Origin of the sequence: Nocardioides aromaticivorans (assembly GCF_013408525.1) — a bacterium.
In the GTDB taxonomy this organism is placed as follows: Bacteria; Actinomycetota; Actinomycetes; order Propionibacteriales; family Nocardioidaceae; genus Nocardioides; species Nocardioides aromaticivorans.
This window is the reverse complement of record NZ_JACBZM010000001.1, coordinates 3,394,103-3,408,821: the sequence shown is the minus strand read 5'-3', so window position 1 is coordinate 3,408,821 and position 14,719 is coordinate 3,394,103. Positions and strand designations below refer to the sequence as shown.

At 70.9% G+C, this 14,719-nt stretch carries 16 protein-coding genes; 3 read left to right on the top strand and 13 right to left on the bottom strand.

Going from position 1 to position 14,719, the window contains the following annotated elements; all coding sequences use genetic code 11:
• Window positions 1-45: 45 nt before the first annotated feature.
• Together BJ993_RS16280 and BJ993_RS16275 are read right to left on the bottom strand one after the other, a co-directional pair.
• Entirely contained in the window at window positions 46-1,317 is a 1,272-nt protein-coding gene (locus tag BJ993_RS16280) for an extracellular solute-binding protein (RefSeq protein ID WP_179649949.1), read from the bottom strand.
• Window positions 1,318-1,395: 78 nt separating this feature from the next.
• Window positions 1,396-2,520 (bottom strand): ROK family transcriptional regulator, encoded by a 1,125-nt coding sequence (locus tag BJ993_RS16275; protein ID WP_179649947.1) that lies wholly within the window; start codon window positions 2,518-2,520, stop codon window positions 1,396-1,398.
• A 92-nt stretch (window positions 2,521-2,612) separates the two neighbouring features.
• On the opposite strand from BJ993_RS16275, the gene BJ993_RS16270 reads away from it, so the two are divergent.
• Both BJ993_RS16270 and BJ993_RS16265 read left to right on the top strand, forming a co-directional pair.
• On the top strand, window positions 2,613-3,731 hold the full coding sequence (locus tag BJ993_RS16270; RefSeq protein ID WP_179649945.1) for an ABC transporter ATP-binding protein: 1,119 nt from the start codon (window positions 2,613-2,615) through the stop codon (window positions 3,729-3,731).
• 9 nt (window positions 3,732-3,740) lie between these two features.
• Window positions 3,741-4,160 carry a DUF6542 domain-containing protein gene (locus BJ993_RS16265; RefSeq protein WP_179649944.1) on the top strand — a complete coding sequence of 140 codons (420 nt, stop codon included), beginning with the start codon at window positions 3,741-3,743 and terminating at the stop codon, window positions 4,158-4,160.
• A gap of 128 nt (window positions 4,161-4,288) precedes the next feature.
• On the opposite strand, the gene BJ993_RS16260 is transcribed toward BJ993_RS16265, so the two are convergent.
• Together BJ993_RS16260 and BJ993_RS16255 are read right to left on the bottom strand one after the other, a co-directional pair.
• Window positions 4,289-4,909, bottom strand: a complete 621-nt coding sequence (locus BJ993_RS16260) for an L-threonylcarbamoyladenylate synthase (RefSeq protein ID WP_036547942.1) — start codon at window positions 4,907-4,909, stop codon at window positions 4,289-4,291.
• Window positions 4,909-5,925 carry a 4-hydroxy-3-methylbut-2-enyl diphosphate reductase gene (locus tag BJ993_RS16255; RefSeq protein ID WP_179649942.1) on the bottom strand — a complete coding sequence of 339 codons (1,017 nt, stop codon included), beginning with the start codon at window positions 5,923-5,925 and terminating at the stop codon, window positions 4,909-4,911. The genes BJ993_RS16260 and BJ993_RS16255 overlap by 1 nt, the downstream gene beginning before the upstream one ends.
• Before the next feature lie 94 nt (window positions 5,926-6,019).
• On the opposite strand from BJ993_RS16255, the gene BJ993_RS16250 reads away from it, so the two are divergent.
• The gene (locus BJ993_RS16250; RefSeq protein WP_179649940.1) at window positions 6,020-6,703 is read left to right on the top strand and encodes a hypothetical protein; all 684 of its coding nucleotides are present in this window, start codon (window positions 6,020-6,022) and stop codon (window positions 6,701-6,703) included.
• An 80-nt stretch (window positions 6,704-6,783) separates the two neighbouring features.
• On the opposite strand, the gene rplQ is transcribed toward BJ993_RS16250, so the two are convergent.
• The 9 genes from rplQ to BJ993_RS16205 form a co-directional block, all read right to left on the bottom strand.
• Complete coding sequence (gene rplQ, locus BJ993_RS16245; RefSeq protein ID WP_179649938.1) at window positions 6,784-7,365, bottom strand: 50S ribosomal protein L17; 582 nt, start codon at window positions 7,363-7,365, stop codon at window positions 6,784-6,786.
• Between the two features lie 208 nt (window positions 7,366-7,573).
• Window positions 7,574-8,596: a DNA-directed RNA polymerase subunit alpha gene (locus BJ993_RS16240; protein ID WP_036547935.1), complete on the bottom strand. Its 1,023-nt coding sequence runs from the start codon at window positions 8,594-8,596 to the stop codon at window positions 7,574-7,576.
• Between the two features lie 112 nt (window positions 8,597-8,708).
• Window positions 8,709-9,317 (bottom strand): 30S ribosomal protein S4, encoded by a 609-nt coding sequence (rpsD, locus tag BJ993_RS16235; protein WP_036547932.1) that lies wholly within the window; start codon window positions 9,315-9,317, stop codon window positions 8,709-8,711.
• 32 nt (window positions 9,318-9,349) lie between these two features.
• Complete coding sequence (gene rpsK, locus BJ993_RS16230) at window positions 9,350-9,754, bottom strand: 30S ribosomal protein S11 (RefSeq protein ID WP_028656371.1); 405 nt, start codon at window positions 9,752-9,754, stop codon at window positions 9,350-9,352.
• Window positions 9,755-9,815: 61 nt separating this feature from the next.
• Window positions 9,816-10,190 (bottom strand): 30S ribosomal protein S13, encoded by a 375-nt coding sequence (gene rpsM, locus BJ993_RS16225; protein ID WP_036547929.1) that lies wholly within the window; start codon window positions 10,188-10,190, stop codon window positions 9,816-9,818.
• 172 nt (window positions 10,191-10,362) lie between these two features.
• Entirely contained in the window at window positions 10,363-10,476 is a 114-nt protein-coding gene (rpmJ, locus tag BJ993_RS16220; RefSeq protein ID WP_004008316.1) for a 50S ribosomal protein L36, read from the bottom strand.
• Window positions 10,477-10,587: 111 nt separating this feature from the next.
• The gene (infA, locus tag BJ993_RS16215; RefSeq protein WP_028656368.1) at window positions 10,588-10,809 is read right to left on the bottom strand and encodes a translation initiation factor IF-1; all 222 of its coding nucleotides are present in this window, start codon (window positions 10,807-10,809) and stop codon (window positions 10,588-10,590) included.
• Between the two features lie 177 nt (window positions 10,810-10,986).
• The gene (locus BJ993_RS16210; protein WP_179649936.1) at window positions 10,987-12,033 is read right to left on the bottom strand and encodes an LLM class flavin-dependent oxidoreductase; all 1,047 of its coding nucleotides are present in this window, start codon (window positions 12,031-12,033) and stop codon (window positions 10,987-10,989) included.
• Between the two features lie 109 nt (window positions 12,034-12,142).
• Window positions 12,143-14,656, bottom strand: coding sequence for an FHA domain-containing protein (locus BJ993_RS16205; RefSeq protein ID WP_179649934.1), 2,514 nt, complete (start codon window positions 14,654-14,656; stop codon window positions 12,143-12,145).
• Window positions 14,657-14,719: the final 63 nt, after the last annotated feature.

Sequence of the window (14,719 nt, the reverse complement as noted above, 5' to 3'; positions counted from 1 at the left end):
ACCGGGCGCCGTGCTCAGTGTGACCCGCGGGCCGGATTGGCTGGGTCAGTTCAACTCTGCGGTGATCGTCTCGTCGGCCTCGGCCGCGAGCTTCGCCACGTCGCCGCCCTGGGCGATCTCGCTGTAGAGGTCCTCGAGCACGAACTTGCCCTCGACGGTCGCCCACGCGGCCGCGGCCGGGGTGAGCTTCGCGTTCGAGGCCGCCTCGACGGTCGCCCGGGCGAACTCGTCGTCACCGAGCTTGCTGGCGAAGGACTCGCGGGCGGGCGTGAGGCCGGCCTCGGCGAGGATCGTCTGGTACTCGTCGCTCAGCATCAGCGCCAGCACCTTGCGCGACAGGTCCTGGTTGGGCGACTTCGCCGAGATGGCGATGTCGGAGCCACCGAGGAGGACCGGTGCCGGTCCGCCGTCGGAGCCGGGCAGCGCGAAGACGCCGACGTTCTTCGCCAGCTTCGGGCAGCCGCTCTTCGGGTCGGTGAGCATGCCGTAGACCCAGCCGGGGCGGGACATCATGCCGATCTTGCCCGCGCAGAACGGGGTCACCGGGTCGGCCTCGTTGGCGTCGGCGGGCGCGCCCGAGGCGGCGTCGTACAGGCCCTGGAACGCGGTCAGGCCGGCGATCGACTCGGGCGTCGAGAGCGTGCCCTTCCAGCCGTCGCCGTCGGGAGCGGCGAAGTCGCCGCCGGCGTCCCAGAGCAACGCCGCGCCGTCACGCCAGTCCTTGCCCGGCAGCCAGTAGCCCGAGAAGTCGGCCTTGCCGCTCTTCTCCTTCAGCTTCGTGGCGGCGTCGACGAACTCGTCCATCGTGGTGGGCACGGCGGTGATGCCGGCGTCCTCGAAGAGGTCCTTGCGGTAGAAGACGTACGTCGACCCGGCGTAGTAGGGCACCGCGTAGGTCTTGCCGTCGACGGTCGCGCCGTCGACGAAGCCGGGCAGCAGGTCGTCGCCACCGAGGTCGGCCAGGTCGTCGGTCAGGTCGCTGAACGCACCGACGGTGGTGAAGGTCGGCGCCTGGGTGTTGCCGACCTCGACCACGTCGGGGGTCTGGTCGGCCGAGGTCAGCGCGGTGGTGAGCCGCTCGACGAGGCCCTCCCACTCCTGCTGCTCGATGGTGAGCGTGGAGCCGGGGTTCTGCTCCTCGAAGGTCTTCTTCAGCCAGTCACGGGCCGGCTGCGGGGTGTCCGCGCCGTTGAGCCACACGACGAGGTCGGCCTTGTCCGGGCCGCCACCCTTTGAGTCGCCGTCGTCCTCGGAGCCGCACGCGCTGGCCACGGCCAGCAGCGCGGTGGTGGCCGCAACCGCCAGGGTCTTCTTCACAAACCTGTTGGAGATGCGCACTGCTTCGTTCCCTTCGATCTGTCTTGCTGGGGGTCTGGGGGGGAAGTGCGCCCGGCGTCAGGAGACGCCGAGCTCACCCGAGAGGACGACGCCGGTGGCGCCGATCAGGACGCCGTCGTCACCGAGGGTCGAGACCCGGACGGTGAAGCCGGCGGAGGAGACCGGCATGACCCGGTCCCGGACGGTGGCCTCGGCGTGCTCGGCGAGCGGGCCGACGAGGTCCGCCGGTCCGCTGAGCACGACCTCACCGAGGTTGAGGGTGGCGACGACCGGCGCGAGCGCCTGCCCGAGCCGTACGCCGGCGTCCCGCAGCACGTCGTCCGCGGAACCCTCCGCGACCCGGCGGCGCAGCCGCGGCACGGCCACGAAGGTCTCCAGGCAGCCGGGCCGGCCGCACGCGCAGGTCTCGCCGTCGGGGTCGACCTGCACGTGGCCGATCTCGCCGGCAGCGCCGCCGTTGCCGTGGAGCACGGCTCCGCCGACCACGAGGCCGGCGCCGACACCGGTGCTGAGCCGGAGCAGCAGGAGGCCCCCCTCGCCACCGCCGCCGAAGGTGTACTCCCCCATCACCGCGGTGTTGGCGTCGTTGGCGACGTAGACCGGGAGGTCGAGGGAGACACCCAGGGACTCGGCGAGCGCGAGGTCGTGCCAGCCGAGGTTGGGCGCGTCGAGCACCACGCCCTCGGGGCTGACGACACCCGGGGTCGCGACGGCGACGCCGAGCAGCGGTCGGGAGCTGCGCTCGACCAGGCCGGTCGCGATCTCCTCGACCAGCGCGGCGGCGTCCTCACCCCGCCGGCCCTCCAGCGGTCGGGCGTCGCGCTCGACGACCTCGCCGGCGAGCGTGAGCACGGCACCGACGACCTGGTCGTCCACGGAGAGGTCGATCGCGACGACGTGCTTGGCGTCCGGGACCAGGCCCACCAGCGTCGGCGGCTTGCCCACGCGGGTCTCGGCCGGAGCGCCCAGCTCCTCGAGCAGGCCCTCGGCGATCATCTCGGCCACCAGGTCGGACACGGTGACCCGGGTCAGGCCGGAGCTGCGGGCGAGGTCGGCCCGGCTCGCCGGACCCTCGGCGAAGAGCTCCTGGAGGAGCATCGCGCGGTGGTGCCGACGGGAGTCGGCCCGCCGGAGCTTGATCCGGTCTCGGGGGGCCCGCGAGGTGGGGCTGCGCCAGGACATGTTTGTTAGTTCACCATACTTACATATAAGGTGCAAGCATTCCGTGCGATCCAGGTCACATCGAGGACCGCAACGAGCGAGCAGGAGCAGCGATGGCAACCATCACCTTCGAGGCCGCCCAGCGGTGGTACGACGGCGCCGACGCCCCCGCCGTCCCCGGCATCGACCTCGTCGTCGAGGACGGCGAGTTCCTCGTGCTGGTCGGGCCCTCCGGGTGCGGCAAGACCACCACCCTGCGGATGCTGGCGGGCCTGGAGGAGGTCGACTCGGGCCGGATCCTGATCGGCGATCGCGACGTCACCCGGCTCCCCCCGCGCGACCGCGACATCGCGATGGTCTTCCAGAGCTACGCCCTCTACCCGCACAAGTCCGTGCGCGACAACCTCGGCTTCGCGCTGAAGATGGCGAAGACCCCGCGCGAGGAGCGCGAGCGCCGGGTCGAGGAGGCCGCCGCGCTGCTCGGCCTCACCGAGCTGCTGGACCGCAAGCCCAAGGCGCTCTCCGGCGGCCAGCGCCAGCGGGTCGCCATGGGACGCGCGATCGTCCGTGAGCCCCAGGTCTTCTGCATGGACGAGCCGCTGTCCAACCTCGACGCCAAGATGCGGGTGCAGACGCGCAGCGACATCGCGCAGCTGCAGCGCAAGCTCGGCGTCACCACCGTCTACGTCACCCACGACCAGGTCGAGGCGATGACGATGGGCGACCGGGTCGCGGTGATGGACCGCGGCGAGATCCAGCAGGTCGACACCCCGCTCGCGCTCTACGACCGGCCGGCCAACCTCTTCGTCGCCGGCTTCATCGGCTCCCCGCAGATGAACCTGCTCGCCGCCCGCGTCGAGGCCGGCGCGGTCTGGCTGGGCGGCCACGAGGTGCCGCTCGACGCCGCTACGCGCTCCGCACTCACGCCGAGCGTCACCGTCGGCGTGCGTCCCGAGGCGTGGCGCCTCGTCGGCGCCGGCGAGGGCGTGCCGATGCGGGTCCACCTGGTCGAGGAGCTCGGCTCGGAGGGCTTCGCCCACGGCACCGCCGAGCTCGACGGTCGTGAGGTCACCGTGGCCGTACGGGTTCCCTCACGCGGCGAGGTCTCCCCCGACGACGTACTCCACCTCGCGGTGCCGCCGGGTGCCGCGCACCTGTTCGACAGCGAGACCGGACGACGCCTCGAGGGCGTCGCCGCCCAAATCCGCGGGACCAGCCTCACGAAGTCCTAGTTTGGAGGGGTGACCACCGCGCCCGCCCGGCCCGCCACCCTCTGGGAGGCCGGCACCCGCCCCGCCGGGGGTGCGCTACGGCTCGCGACGGCGCTGCTGGTCACCGCGGCCGTGGCCGACCTGGTGCTCTCCGACGGCCTGGGCCTGTTCTACGACCTCGTCTTCGCCACGATCTGCGTCGTCCTCGCGCTGACCGTGCGTCCGAGCGACTTCTTCCCGGTCGGCGTCTTCCCGCCGCTGGCGATGCTGGTCGTCGTCCTGCTGCTCGCGATCAGCGAGCCGCAGGCGGTGGCCGACGCCCGTGACGGTGTCGTCCAGGCGACCGTCTCCGGCCTGAGCAGCCACGCCGTCGCCCTGGCCCTCGGGTACGCCGCCTGCCTCGCCCTGCTGCTCGTGCGCCGCCAGTTCCTGGCGGCCCATCCCCGCTGAGCTCCACTGCAGGCTTGCCGCCAGGCAATCCCGCCCTTCGCCCACGCCAACTGCGGCGCGGCAGCGCGGCGAGAGCCGCTCGCCGCAGCTTGCTGCCGCTCAGCGGCGAAGCCGCTCTCGCGCCATGTTCAGACGAAGCGGTCGGGGTCGCCGGCGCCGCGGCGGATGACCTCGGGCGCGCCCTCGGACCAGTCGACGACCGTCGTCGGCTCGGCCGGGGTCTCCCCCGCCTCGACGACGATGTCGACCTCGTGGTCGAGGTCCTCCTTGATCTCCCAGCCCATCGTGCGCGGCTCGGTCTCACCGGGGAGGATCAGCGTCGAGGTCAGCAACGGCTCGCCCAGCTCGGCGAGCAGCGCCTGCACGAAGACGTGGTCGGGGATGCGGACGCCGACCGTGCGCTTCTTCGGGTGCAGCAGCCGCTTCGGCACCTCCGGCATCGCCGGCAGGATGAAGGTGTAGGGGCCCGGCGTCGCGGAGCGGATCGCACGGAACGCCGAGTTGTCGACGTGGACCATCTGCCCCAGCTGCGAGAAGTCCTTGCAGACCAGCGTGAAGTGGTGCTTGTCGTCGAGCCCACGGATCCTCAGGATCCGGTCGCGTCCCTCACGGTTGCCGATCCGGCAGCCCAGGGCGTAGCCGGAGTCGGTCGGGTAGGCGATCAGCGCGTCATCGTTCAGCGCGTCGACGATCTGCTGCAGCAGTCGCGGCTGCGGGTTGTCCGGGTGGACGTCGAGGTAGCGGGCCATCAGAGCCGGACGGCCGTCTTCGTGCTGCGGCCGGCGGCCTTGAGGTCGCGGTGCAGCTCCTTGGGCAGCGAGAAGGCCAGGGTCTCCTCCGCCGTCTGCACGGCGCGCGCGTCGGGGTAGCCGCGCTCGGCGAGATAGGCCAGCACCTCGGTGACGAGGTGGTCGGGCACCGAGGCGCCCGAGGTGACGCTGACGGTCGCGGCGCCGTCGAGCCAGGACTCGTCGAGCTCCGACACGTCGTCGATGCGGTACGACGCCTTGGCGCCGGCCTCGAGGGCCACCTCGACGAGGCGCACCGAGTTGGAGGAGTTGGCCGAGCCCACCACGATCACCAGGTCGGCCGCCGCGCCGATCTCCTTGACCGCGACCTGGCGGTTCTGGGTGGCGTAGCAGATGTCGTCGCTGGGCGGGTCCTCGAGCTGGGGGAACTTCGCCCGCAGCCGGCGTACGGTCTCCATCGTCTCGTCGACGCTGAGCGTGGTCTGCGAGAGCCACGCCAGCTTGGCGTCGGCCGGGAACTCGAGCTTGTCGACGTCGTCGGGGTGCTCGACCAGGACCGTCTGGTCCGGCGCCTCGCCGGCCGTGCCCTCGACCTCCTCGTGACCGGCGTGGCCGATCAGCAGGATGGTGTAGCCGTCGGCCGCGAAGCGGACCGCCTCGCGGTGCACCTTGGTCACCAGCGGGCAGGTCGCGTCGATGGTCTTGAGGTCGCGCTCGGCGGCCTCGTTGACGACGGCCGGCGAGACGCCGTGGGCGGAGAAGACCACGCGCGCACCCGCGGGCACCTCGTCGAGCTCCTCGACGAAGATCGCGCCCCGCGCCTCGAGGTTGGCCACGACGTGCTTGTTGTGGACGATCTGCTTGCGCACGTAGACGGGCGAGCCGTAGAGGTCGAGCGCCTGCTCGACGGTCACGACCGCGCGGTCCACGCCGGCGCAGTAGCCCCGGGGCGCGGCCAGCAGCACCTCGCGCTCGCTGTCCTCGAGCAGGCGCGGGCTCCCCAGGTCGATCGTCATGGCTCCAGTCTACGGACGGGCGACCGGTGAGCCGAGTTCACGGACGTGCGGGCACCTGTGTTTGCCGACGGCCACGGTCCGGCACGATGCCCCCATGTCCTTCGCTCCTCCCCCGCCGCCGGCGCCGTACCCCGGCGCTCCCTACCCGGCCACCCCGACGCCGTCCGGCACCCCCGCCGTGCCCGGCGCCGTGGCGATGCTGCTGCTCGCCATCGTCCTGGCCGTGGACTTCGTGACGGCGGTCGTCCCGTACTGGGCCGGGCGCGACGGCCTGCCCTTGAGCGACCGCGCGACCCTGGCGCTGTCCGTCGTGCCCTTCCTGCTGTACGCCGGAGCACTGGCCGTCATCGGCCGCGACGGGCTGCGCCGCGGGCTCGCTGCCGGGGTGGCGCTCTTCCTCGTCCCCCTGCACCTGGCGTTCTGGTTCGTCATCCGCCACGAGATCCGGACGTCCTACGCGCCGGACGAGTTCCGCGTCCTGGTCACCGCGCAGGGCGTGCTGATCGGCACCGCCCTGGTCGCGGCGTGGTGCATCGCCCGCCGGACCAGCGCCTGGTGGCTGCCGGCGCTGGCGCTCGCCCCGATCCTGGTGATCGCACAGTCCTTCGGCGCCGACGACGTCGGACGCCGGATCGGCGAGCTCGCCGGCGACCTGGCGCCCGGAGCGGGCTCGGCCTTCGTCCTCACCGGTGCGCTGTGGTGGGTCTGGACCACGACCCCGCTGCTGCTGACCGGCCTGGCCTGCTGGTTGCTCGACACCGTCCTGCGACGCCGCTGAGCCACCCGGCACGAGCCGGAAAAAGGCCGACGGCCCGTCACCCTCGCGGGTGACGGGCCGTCGTACGTGGAGCGCAGGCGTCAGGCCTTGTCGGCGCCCTCGGTGGTCTCCTCGGCGGGAGCCTCCTCGGCAGCCTCCTCGGCGACCTCGGCCTCGGCCTCGGGGGCCTCGACCTCAGCAGCCTCGGTCTCCTCGACCTCGGTCTCGACGACCTCGGCCTCGGGGGCCTCCTCCACCGGAGCCGGAGCGGCCTCCGCGGCCGGCTTCGCCTTCGGGGCGGACGGGGTGAACGCCTCGGTCACCAGCTCGATGACCGCCATGGGGGCGTTGTCGCCCGCACGGTTGCCGACCTTGGTGATCCGGGTGTAGCCGCCGGGACGGTCCGAGAACGTCGGCGCGATCTCCGTGAAGAGCGTGTGCACGACACCCTTGTCGCGGATGACCTTGAGGACCTCGCGGCGCTGGTGCAGCGGGTTCTCGCCGGCGTCGGCCTTCTTCGCCTTCGTGATCAGCTTCTCGGCGTACGGACGCAGCAGGCGCGCCTTGGCCTCGGTCGTCGTGATCCGGCCGTGCTCGAACAGAGCGGTGGCCAGGTTCGACAGGATGAGGCGCTGGTGCGCCGGGCTGCCGCCGAGGCGGGGACCCTTCTTGGGCTTGGGCATCTCGATCTCTCTTTCCTGCCCGGCCGTACGAGGTACCGGGTGCTAGGTCCGGCCGTATGAGGTACCGGGTTTCCAAGCCGGAACGGGTCCGTTCCGGCGGTGCTACGAGTGTTGCGGCGGTCTTGCCGCCAGACCAGGTCTGGACCTACGCAAGCCAACCGCGGCGTGGCAGCGTGTCACCCGAGGGGCGACACGCTCACGCCATCAATCAGAACTGCTCGTCCTCGACGAACGACTCGTCGTCGTCCTCGTCGTCCGAGTAGTTGGCCAGGGCGGCCGACGGGTCGAAGCCCGGGGCGCTGTCCTTGAGGGACAGACCCATCTCGTGCAGCTTGGCCTTGACCTCGTCGATGGACTTCGCGCCGAAGTTGCGGATGTCCAGCAGGTCCTGCTCGGAGCGGCTGATGAGCTCACCCACGGTGTGGATGCCCTCGCGCTTGAGGCAGTTGTAGGACCGGACGGTCAGCTGCAGGTCCTCGACCGGGAGGGCGAGGTCGGCGGCGAGCTGCTCGTCGACGGGCGACGGGCCGATGTCGATGCCCTCGGCCTCGACGTTGAGCTCACGGGCCAGGCCGAAGAGCTCGACCAGCGTCTTGCCGGCCGACGCGATCGCGTCGCGGGGCAGGATCGACGGCTTGGTCTCGACGTCGATGACGAGCTTGTCGAAGTCGGTGCGCTGCTCGACACGGGTGGCCTCGACCTTGTAGGTCACCTTGAGGACCGGGCTGTAGATCGAGTCGACCGGGATCCGGCCGATCTCGTTGTCGGCGCCCTTGTTCTGGACGGCCGAGACGTAGCCGCGGCCGCGCTCCACGACGAGCTCGAGCTCGAGCTTGCCGTTGTCGGAGAGGGTGGCGATCTTCAGGTCGGGGTTGTGCACCTCGACACCGGCCGGCGGTGCGATGTCCGCGGCGGTGACGTCACCGGCACCCGACTTGCGCAGGTACATGGTGACCGGCTCGTCGTGCTCGGAGGAGACGACGAGACCCTTGAGGTTGAGGATGATCTCGGTGACGTCTTCCTTGACGCCCTCGATCGTGGAGAACTCGTGGAGGACGCCGTCGATCTTGATGCTCGTGACCGAGGCACCGGGGATCGAGGACAGGAGGGTACGACGCAGCGAGTTGCCGAGCGTGTAGCCGAAGCCGGGCTCGAGCGGCTCGATGACGAAGCGCGACCGGAACTGGTCGACGCTCTCCTCCGAGAGACTGGGGCGCTGTGCGATGAGCACTTGTTTCTTTCCTTTCCGGGCCGACCGCTATATGAGGACCCAGAGCTGTTGCGGAGTAGGGAGAGAAAGGCGTGGGCGGTCGGGGGCGTCGCCGCCCCCGACCGCGGGGGCACTACTTCTTGGAGTAGTACTCCACGATGAGCTGCTCCTGGATCGGCATGTCGATCTGCTCGCGCACGGGCACCGAGTGGACCAGGATCCGCATGCGATTCGGGAGCGCCTCGAGCCAGGCCGGGACGATCCGCTCGCCGTGCGTCTCACGGGCCACGATGAACGGCGTCATCTCGAGCGACTTCTCGCGCACGTCGATGATGTCGTACTGGGTGACCTGGAAGGACGGGATGTCGACCTTCTTGCCGTTGACCAGGAAGTGACCGTGGGTCACCAGCTGGCGGGCGTGGCGGCGGGTCCGGGCGAAGCCGGCGCGGTAGACCACGTTGTCGAGGCGGCACTCCAGCAGCTGGAGCAGGTTCTCGCCGGTCTTGCCCTGGCGACGGGCAGCCTCGACGTAGTACTTGTGGAACTGCTTCTCGAGCACGCCGTAGGTGAAGCGGGCCTTCTGCTTCTCCTGCAGCTGGTTGCGGTACTCGCTCTCCTTGATCCGCGCCCGGCCGTGCTGGCCCGGCGGGTAGGGGCGCTTCTCGAAGGCGGCGTCGCCACCGACGAGGTCGACGCCGAGACGGCGCGACTTCTTGGTCAGGGGTCCGGTGTAACGGGCCATGTCGGTTCTCCTCTAAGTCTTTGTCGTGCGCGTCAGACGCGGCGGCGCTTCGGCGGGCGGCAGCCGTTGTGCGGGGCGGGGGTCACGTCCTGGATGGTGCCGACCTCGAGGCCGATCGCACCCAGCGAGCGGATCGCCGTCTCGCGACCCGAGCCCGGGCCCTTGACGAAGACGTCGATCTTCTTCATGCCGTGATCCATCGCCCGACGGCCCGCGGCCTCGGCGGCCATCTGAGCGGCGTACGGGGTGGACTTGCGGGAGCCCTTGAAGCCGACGGTGCCGGCAGAGGCCCACGAGATCACCGCACCGGTCGGGTCGGTGATCGTGACGATCGTGTTGTTGAACGTGCTCTTGATGTGGGCCTCGCCCTGAGCGACGTTCTTCTTCTCCTTGCGGCGGACCTTCTTGGCCGCGCCCGCACGAGCCTTGGGAGGCATGCGTTATCTCCTTGAGAAAGCTGGTCTGTGGTGAGAGGCGGTGCTGAGCCGGAGGCTCAGATCACTTCGCCTTCTTCTTGCCGGCAACCGTGCGCTTCGGGCCCTTGCGGGTACGAGCGTTGGTCTTGGTGCGCTGACCGCGGACCGGAAGGCCCATGCGGTGACGGCGACCCTGGTAGCTGCCGATCTCGATCTTGCGACGGATGTCGGCCTGGACCTCGCGACGGAGGTCACCCTCGATCTTGAAGTTCGCTTCGATCTCGTCACGGAGCTTGACCAGCTCCTCGTCACCCAGCTCGTGGACGCGGAGGTCCGGGCTGACGCCGGTGGCCTCCAGCAGCTGCTGGGCGCGGGTACGGCCGATGCCGTAGATGTAGGTGAGAGCGACCTCGATGCGCTTGTCGCGCGGCAGGTCGACTCCGACGAGGCGAGCCATGAAGGCTTCCTTTCAAACGGTTGCGGTGGTGTGGTCGTGATGCGTCCGGGCCTTCTCGCCCAGCTCCGGCCATCCGCGCCGGAGGTGGTTCGCCGTCATGTCGATGGGACTGGCGGCTAAGCGATCACGTTGATGAGTGTGTTCAGTTGTGGGCCCCGGAGGGCCGGCCTGCTCAGCCCTGGCGCTGCTTGTGGCGCGGGTTCTCGCAGATCACCATGACGCGGCCGTGGCGACGGATCACCTTGCACTTGTCACAGATCGGCTTCACGCTCGGGTTGACCTTCATGTCAGCCCTTTCTTGCTAGTGGCGGCGAAAATCCGCCCGGCAGCGTGTCGGGAGGTGAGCGACGGCAGCTTGCTGCCCCTGTCATCTCACCGGAGACACGCTCGGGCAAATTCACTTGTACCGGTAGACGATCCGACCGCGGGAGAGGTCGTAGGGAGAGAGCTCCACCACCACGCGGTCCTCGGGGAGGATCCGGATGTAGTGCTGACGCATCTTTCCGCTGATGTGAGCCAGGACCTTGTGGCCGTTGCTCAGCTCCACGCGGAACATGGCGTTCGGAAGGGCCTCCACGACGGAGCCCTCCATCTCGATGACGCCTTCTTTCTTCGCCATGTCTCACAATCTGCTCGGGGATGATGTCTACCGTCCGGCCCGGGAACCTCTCCCCTCCCTCGCGGGAGACGGGAGTGGACCTCGTGGGCTCGTGCACCACACACAGAACCCACGTTGGACCGACACGCCAGTCTATGGGCAGGCGCCAACGAAACCCCAATCGGCGAGGACCGCGCCTCAGCCCCCGAGGAGCTCAAGGGTCCGCACCCGGGCCGGGGCGGTGCGCGGGTCGGTGCCGGCGAACGCGCCGCCGACCGGGTTGACCATCACCTCGTCGACGCCGTACGCCGCCGCGAGGGAGGCGAGCTCGTCACGGGCCGACGCGGCGTCACCGATCACCCAGCGCTTCCGCATCGCCTCGATGAGCGCGTCGTGCGCCTCGGGCAGGCCCGCGTCGACGATCGTCTCCGCGTCCTCGACGGTGCGCTGGGCGACCAGCGGCTGGCCGGTGCGCAGGGCGAGCATCTGGAGCAGCTGCGGGAGCGCCTGGCGCTGCGCCTCCTCGACGGTGTCGGCGACCGAGGCGTTCACGGTGAGGAAGGTCCGCGGCTCGTCCAGCTCCGGCGAGGGCTGGAAGGTCGAGCGGTACAGCTCGAGGGCCTCGGCGGTGCCGGAGCCGGAGAAGTGGTGGGCGAAGACGTAGGGCATGCCCTTCGCGGCCGCCAGGCGGGCGGAGTAGTCCGAGGAGCCGAGCAGCCACACCTGCGGCACCGTCTGCGCGACCGGGGTGGCCTTGAGGACGTGCTGGCCGCCGCGCAGGGCCAGCCCGACCCCGGCCGGCTCCATCATGGCGAGCACGTTGTCGACGTACTCGGGGAAGCGGGCGACGGCCTCGTCGTCCACCCCGCCGGCGCCGTGGCGCAGCGCCCAGCTCGTGACCGGGTCGCTGCCGGGGGCGCGCCCGATGCCGAGGTCGATCCGCCCCGGGAAGGCCGCCTCGAGCAGCGCGAACTGCTCGGCGACCACGAGCGGCGCGTGGTTGGGCAGCATCACGCCGCCGGAACCGACCCGGATCCGCTCCGTCGCGCCGGCGAACAGGCCGATCAGGACGGGCGGGTTGGTCGCGGCCACGGCCGGCATGTTGTGGTGCTCGGCCACCCAGAACCGGCGGTAGCCGAGGCGGTCGGCCGTGCGGGCCAGCTCGACGGAGGCCGCGATGGCGTCGCCGGTGGTCTGGTCGCTGCGGACGGGGACGAGGTCGAGGACGGAGAGCGCGAGGGACATCCTCGACCCAATGCCGAGGACGGCCCCCGCATTCCCGGGGGACGTCGCTCGTTCGTCGAGGAGGTCGCGCAGCGACCGTCACGAGACGTGGCGCCTTGGTGCAGCGGGCTCAGTCGTCGGAGGTGGCGCTGCGACGCACGAGGAGCAGGCCGACGACGTAGGAGACCAGGCACAGCAGGCCGAGCACCAGCAGGTCCATCACGTAGTGGACGCCGCCGCCGAGCGCGATCCAGTCCTCCTTGTCGGTGCCCTCCGTCTCGCGGACCAGGTCCATGGCGGACGCCGCGCCGGCGTACCCCCAGCGCGACGGCGACAGCCAGGCGATCTGCTCGAGGCCGGGGCGGCCGGCGATCTCGAAGAGCGCGCCGGACAGGACCAGCTGGAGCATGACCAGGCCGACGAGGGCCGGCATCGTCTGCTCGGTGCTGGTGACCAGCGCCGAGAGCGCGAGGCCGATCACGACCATCGTGAAGGACAGCGCGGCGATGGCGATCCCGACGCGGAGGGTGCCGAGGTCGCCGTCGGCCCCCGGCAGCCCGACCGTGGCCAGGAAGGTCACCACCAGGCCCTGGAAGAACGCGGCGGTGCCGAGGACCATCACCTTGCTGGTGAAGTAGACGCCGGGCGAGAGGCCGACGGCGTACTCGCGCTTGAAGATGGGCCGCTCCCCCACCAGCTCCCGGATGGCGAGCGCGGTGCCCATCAGGCAGGCGGCCACGATCAGCACGATCAGGCGTTGGGACGCCTCCCCGGTCGAGAAGGACTCGACGATCGAGCCGTCGGGAAGCGTGTTCTCCCGACGTGACACGTCGAGCGAGAGGCCGTGGTCGCCCGGCACGAGCCGGCTGAGGCCGCCGAGGATGAGCGGCAGCAGCACCAGCATCCCGAGCAGGAGCTTGTCGGCGAAGACGACCGCCAGGTTCCGCTTGACCAGGGTCGCCAGCTGGCGGGACACCGACTGCCGCGGCGGAGCCGGTACGGCGGCGTACGGCTGCCGCTGCAGCGCGGCCGTGTCGACGGCGTGCTGCGGCACCGGGATCCGCTGCCAGAGGTCCGGGTCGTCGAGCAGGTCGAAGACCTCGGGGTAGTTGGCCTTGCCGAAGTGGGCGAGCACCCCGTCGGGCGGCCCGAAGTAGGCGATCCGCCCACCGGGCGCCAGCACGAGCACGTTGTCGCAGACGTCGAGGGCGAGCACCGAGTGGGTGACGACCATGACCACGCGGCCGTCGTCGGCGAGGCTGCGCAGCTGGCGCATGACCTCGAGGTCGAGGCCCGGGTCGAGGCCGGAGGTGGGCTCGTCGAGGAAGAGCAGCGGCGGCGCGGTGAGCAGCTCGGTCGCGATCGAGACCCGCTTGCGCTGGCCGCCCGAGAGCTGGGTGCCGATCCGGTTGTCCATCCGCTGCACGAGCTGGAGCTGGTTGGCGACGTGGTTGACCCGCGCGTCCCACTCCTGCGCCGTGGTGTCCGGCGGCAGCCGCAGCTGGGCGGCGAAGCGCAGGCCCTGCTTGACCTTCAGCTGCGGGTGGAGGATGTCCTGCTGCGGGACGAGGCCGATCTGGAAGCGCAGCTGGTCGTAGTGCTGGTAGAGGTCGTGGCCCTGCCAGATCACCCGGCCGTGGCTCGCCGGCTTCAGCCCGGTGAGGGCGCCCAGCAGCGTCGACTTGCCCGCACCCGACGGACCGATCACCGCGGTGAGGCTCTTCGGCTCGAGCTTGAAGGAGATGTTCTCGATCAGGCGCTTGCCGCCGCCGACGACCTGGGTCAGCCCGTCGGCGTACAGGGTGAACTCGTGGGCGGTCGCCGAGGCGACCAGCTGCTGGCCGTCCCACCGGAAGGTCTGGTTGCCGACGATGACCTCGGAGCCCACCGGCATCTGCACGGCGCCCTCGACCCGGTGGCCGTTGACGAAGGTGCCGTTGAACGAGCCGAGGTCGTGCAGGACCGCCAGCGTCTGCGCGGTCGGCGGGTCCAGGCGCGCGTGGCGGCGGCTCACCAGCGGGTCGTCCAGCACGATGTCGTTGGAGTGCTCGCGGCCGATGGTCAACGACCGGCCGGCCTGCAGCTGCTGCGGCAGCACGACCGAGTGGCCGTGCGGCAGCTGGCCCGGGGGAAGGACGCCGACCGGGCGCCAGGCATCGGCCGGGGCGCCGCTGGCGGGCAGCTGGGGCGGGGGCAGGTTCTTCCAGAACTCACCGCCGAGCGGCGCCTGCGGCTGGGGCGGCTGCTGCTGCGGCACCGGTCGGGACGAGTGCGGCGCGGCGGGCTGGGGCGTCGGAGCGGGCGCCGGGGCCTGGTACGGCGGCGGCGCGGCGAATCCTCCCCCACCGCCCTGACCGGCGAGGACCGTCACGACGACCGGCTCGCCGACGGGCCCACCGAGGTGCAGGCTCACCGGGCCGCCGGTGAGCGGCAGCCGGGTGATCCGCTGTCCGGAGACGAAGGTCCCGTTGCTGCTCGAGTCGACCACGACCCACACGTCGCCCTCGACCTGGATGGAGGCGTGGTGCCGGGAGGCACGGGCATCGGTGACCGGGACGTCGCAGTCGAGCTCGCGCCCGATCACCACGCGCGGCCCGTCGAAGGTCCTGGTCGTTCCCGACCACTGCACCTGGAGACGGTCCACTACCTCATCCTTCGGGTCTGGGAGCAGGCTGACGACCTGAAACCCTAACCGATCAGGGCCTCC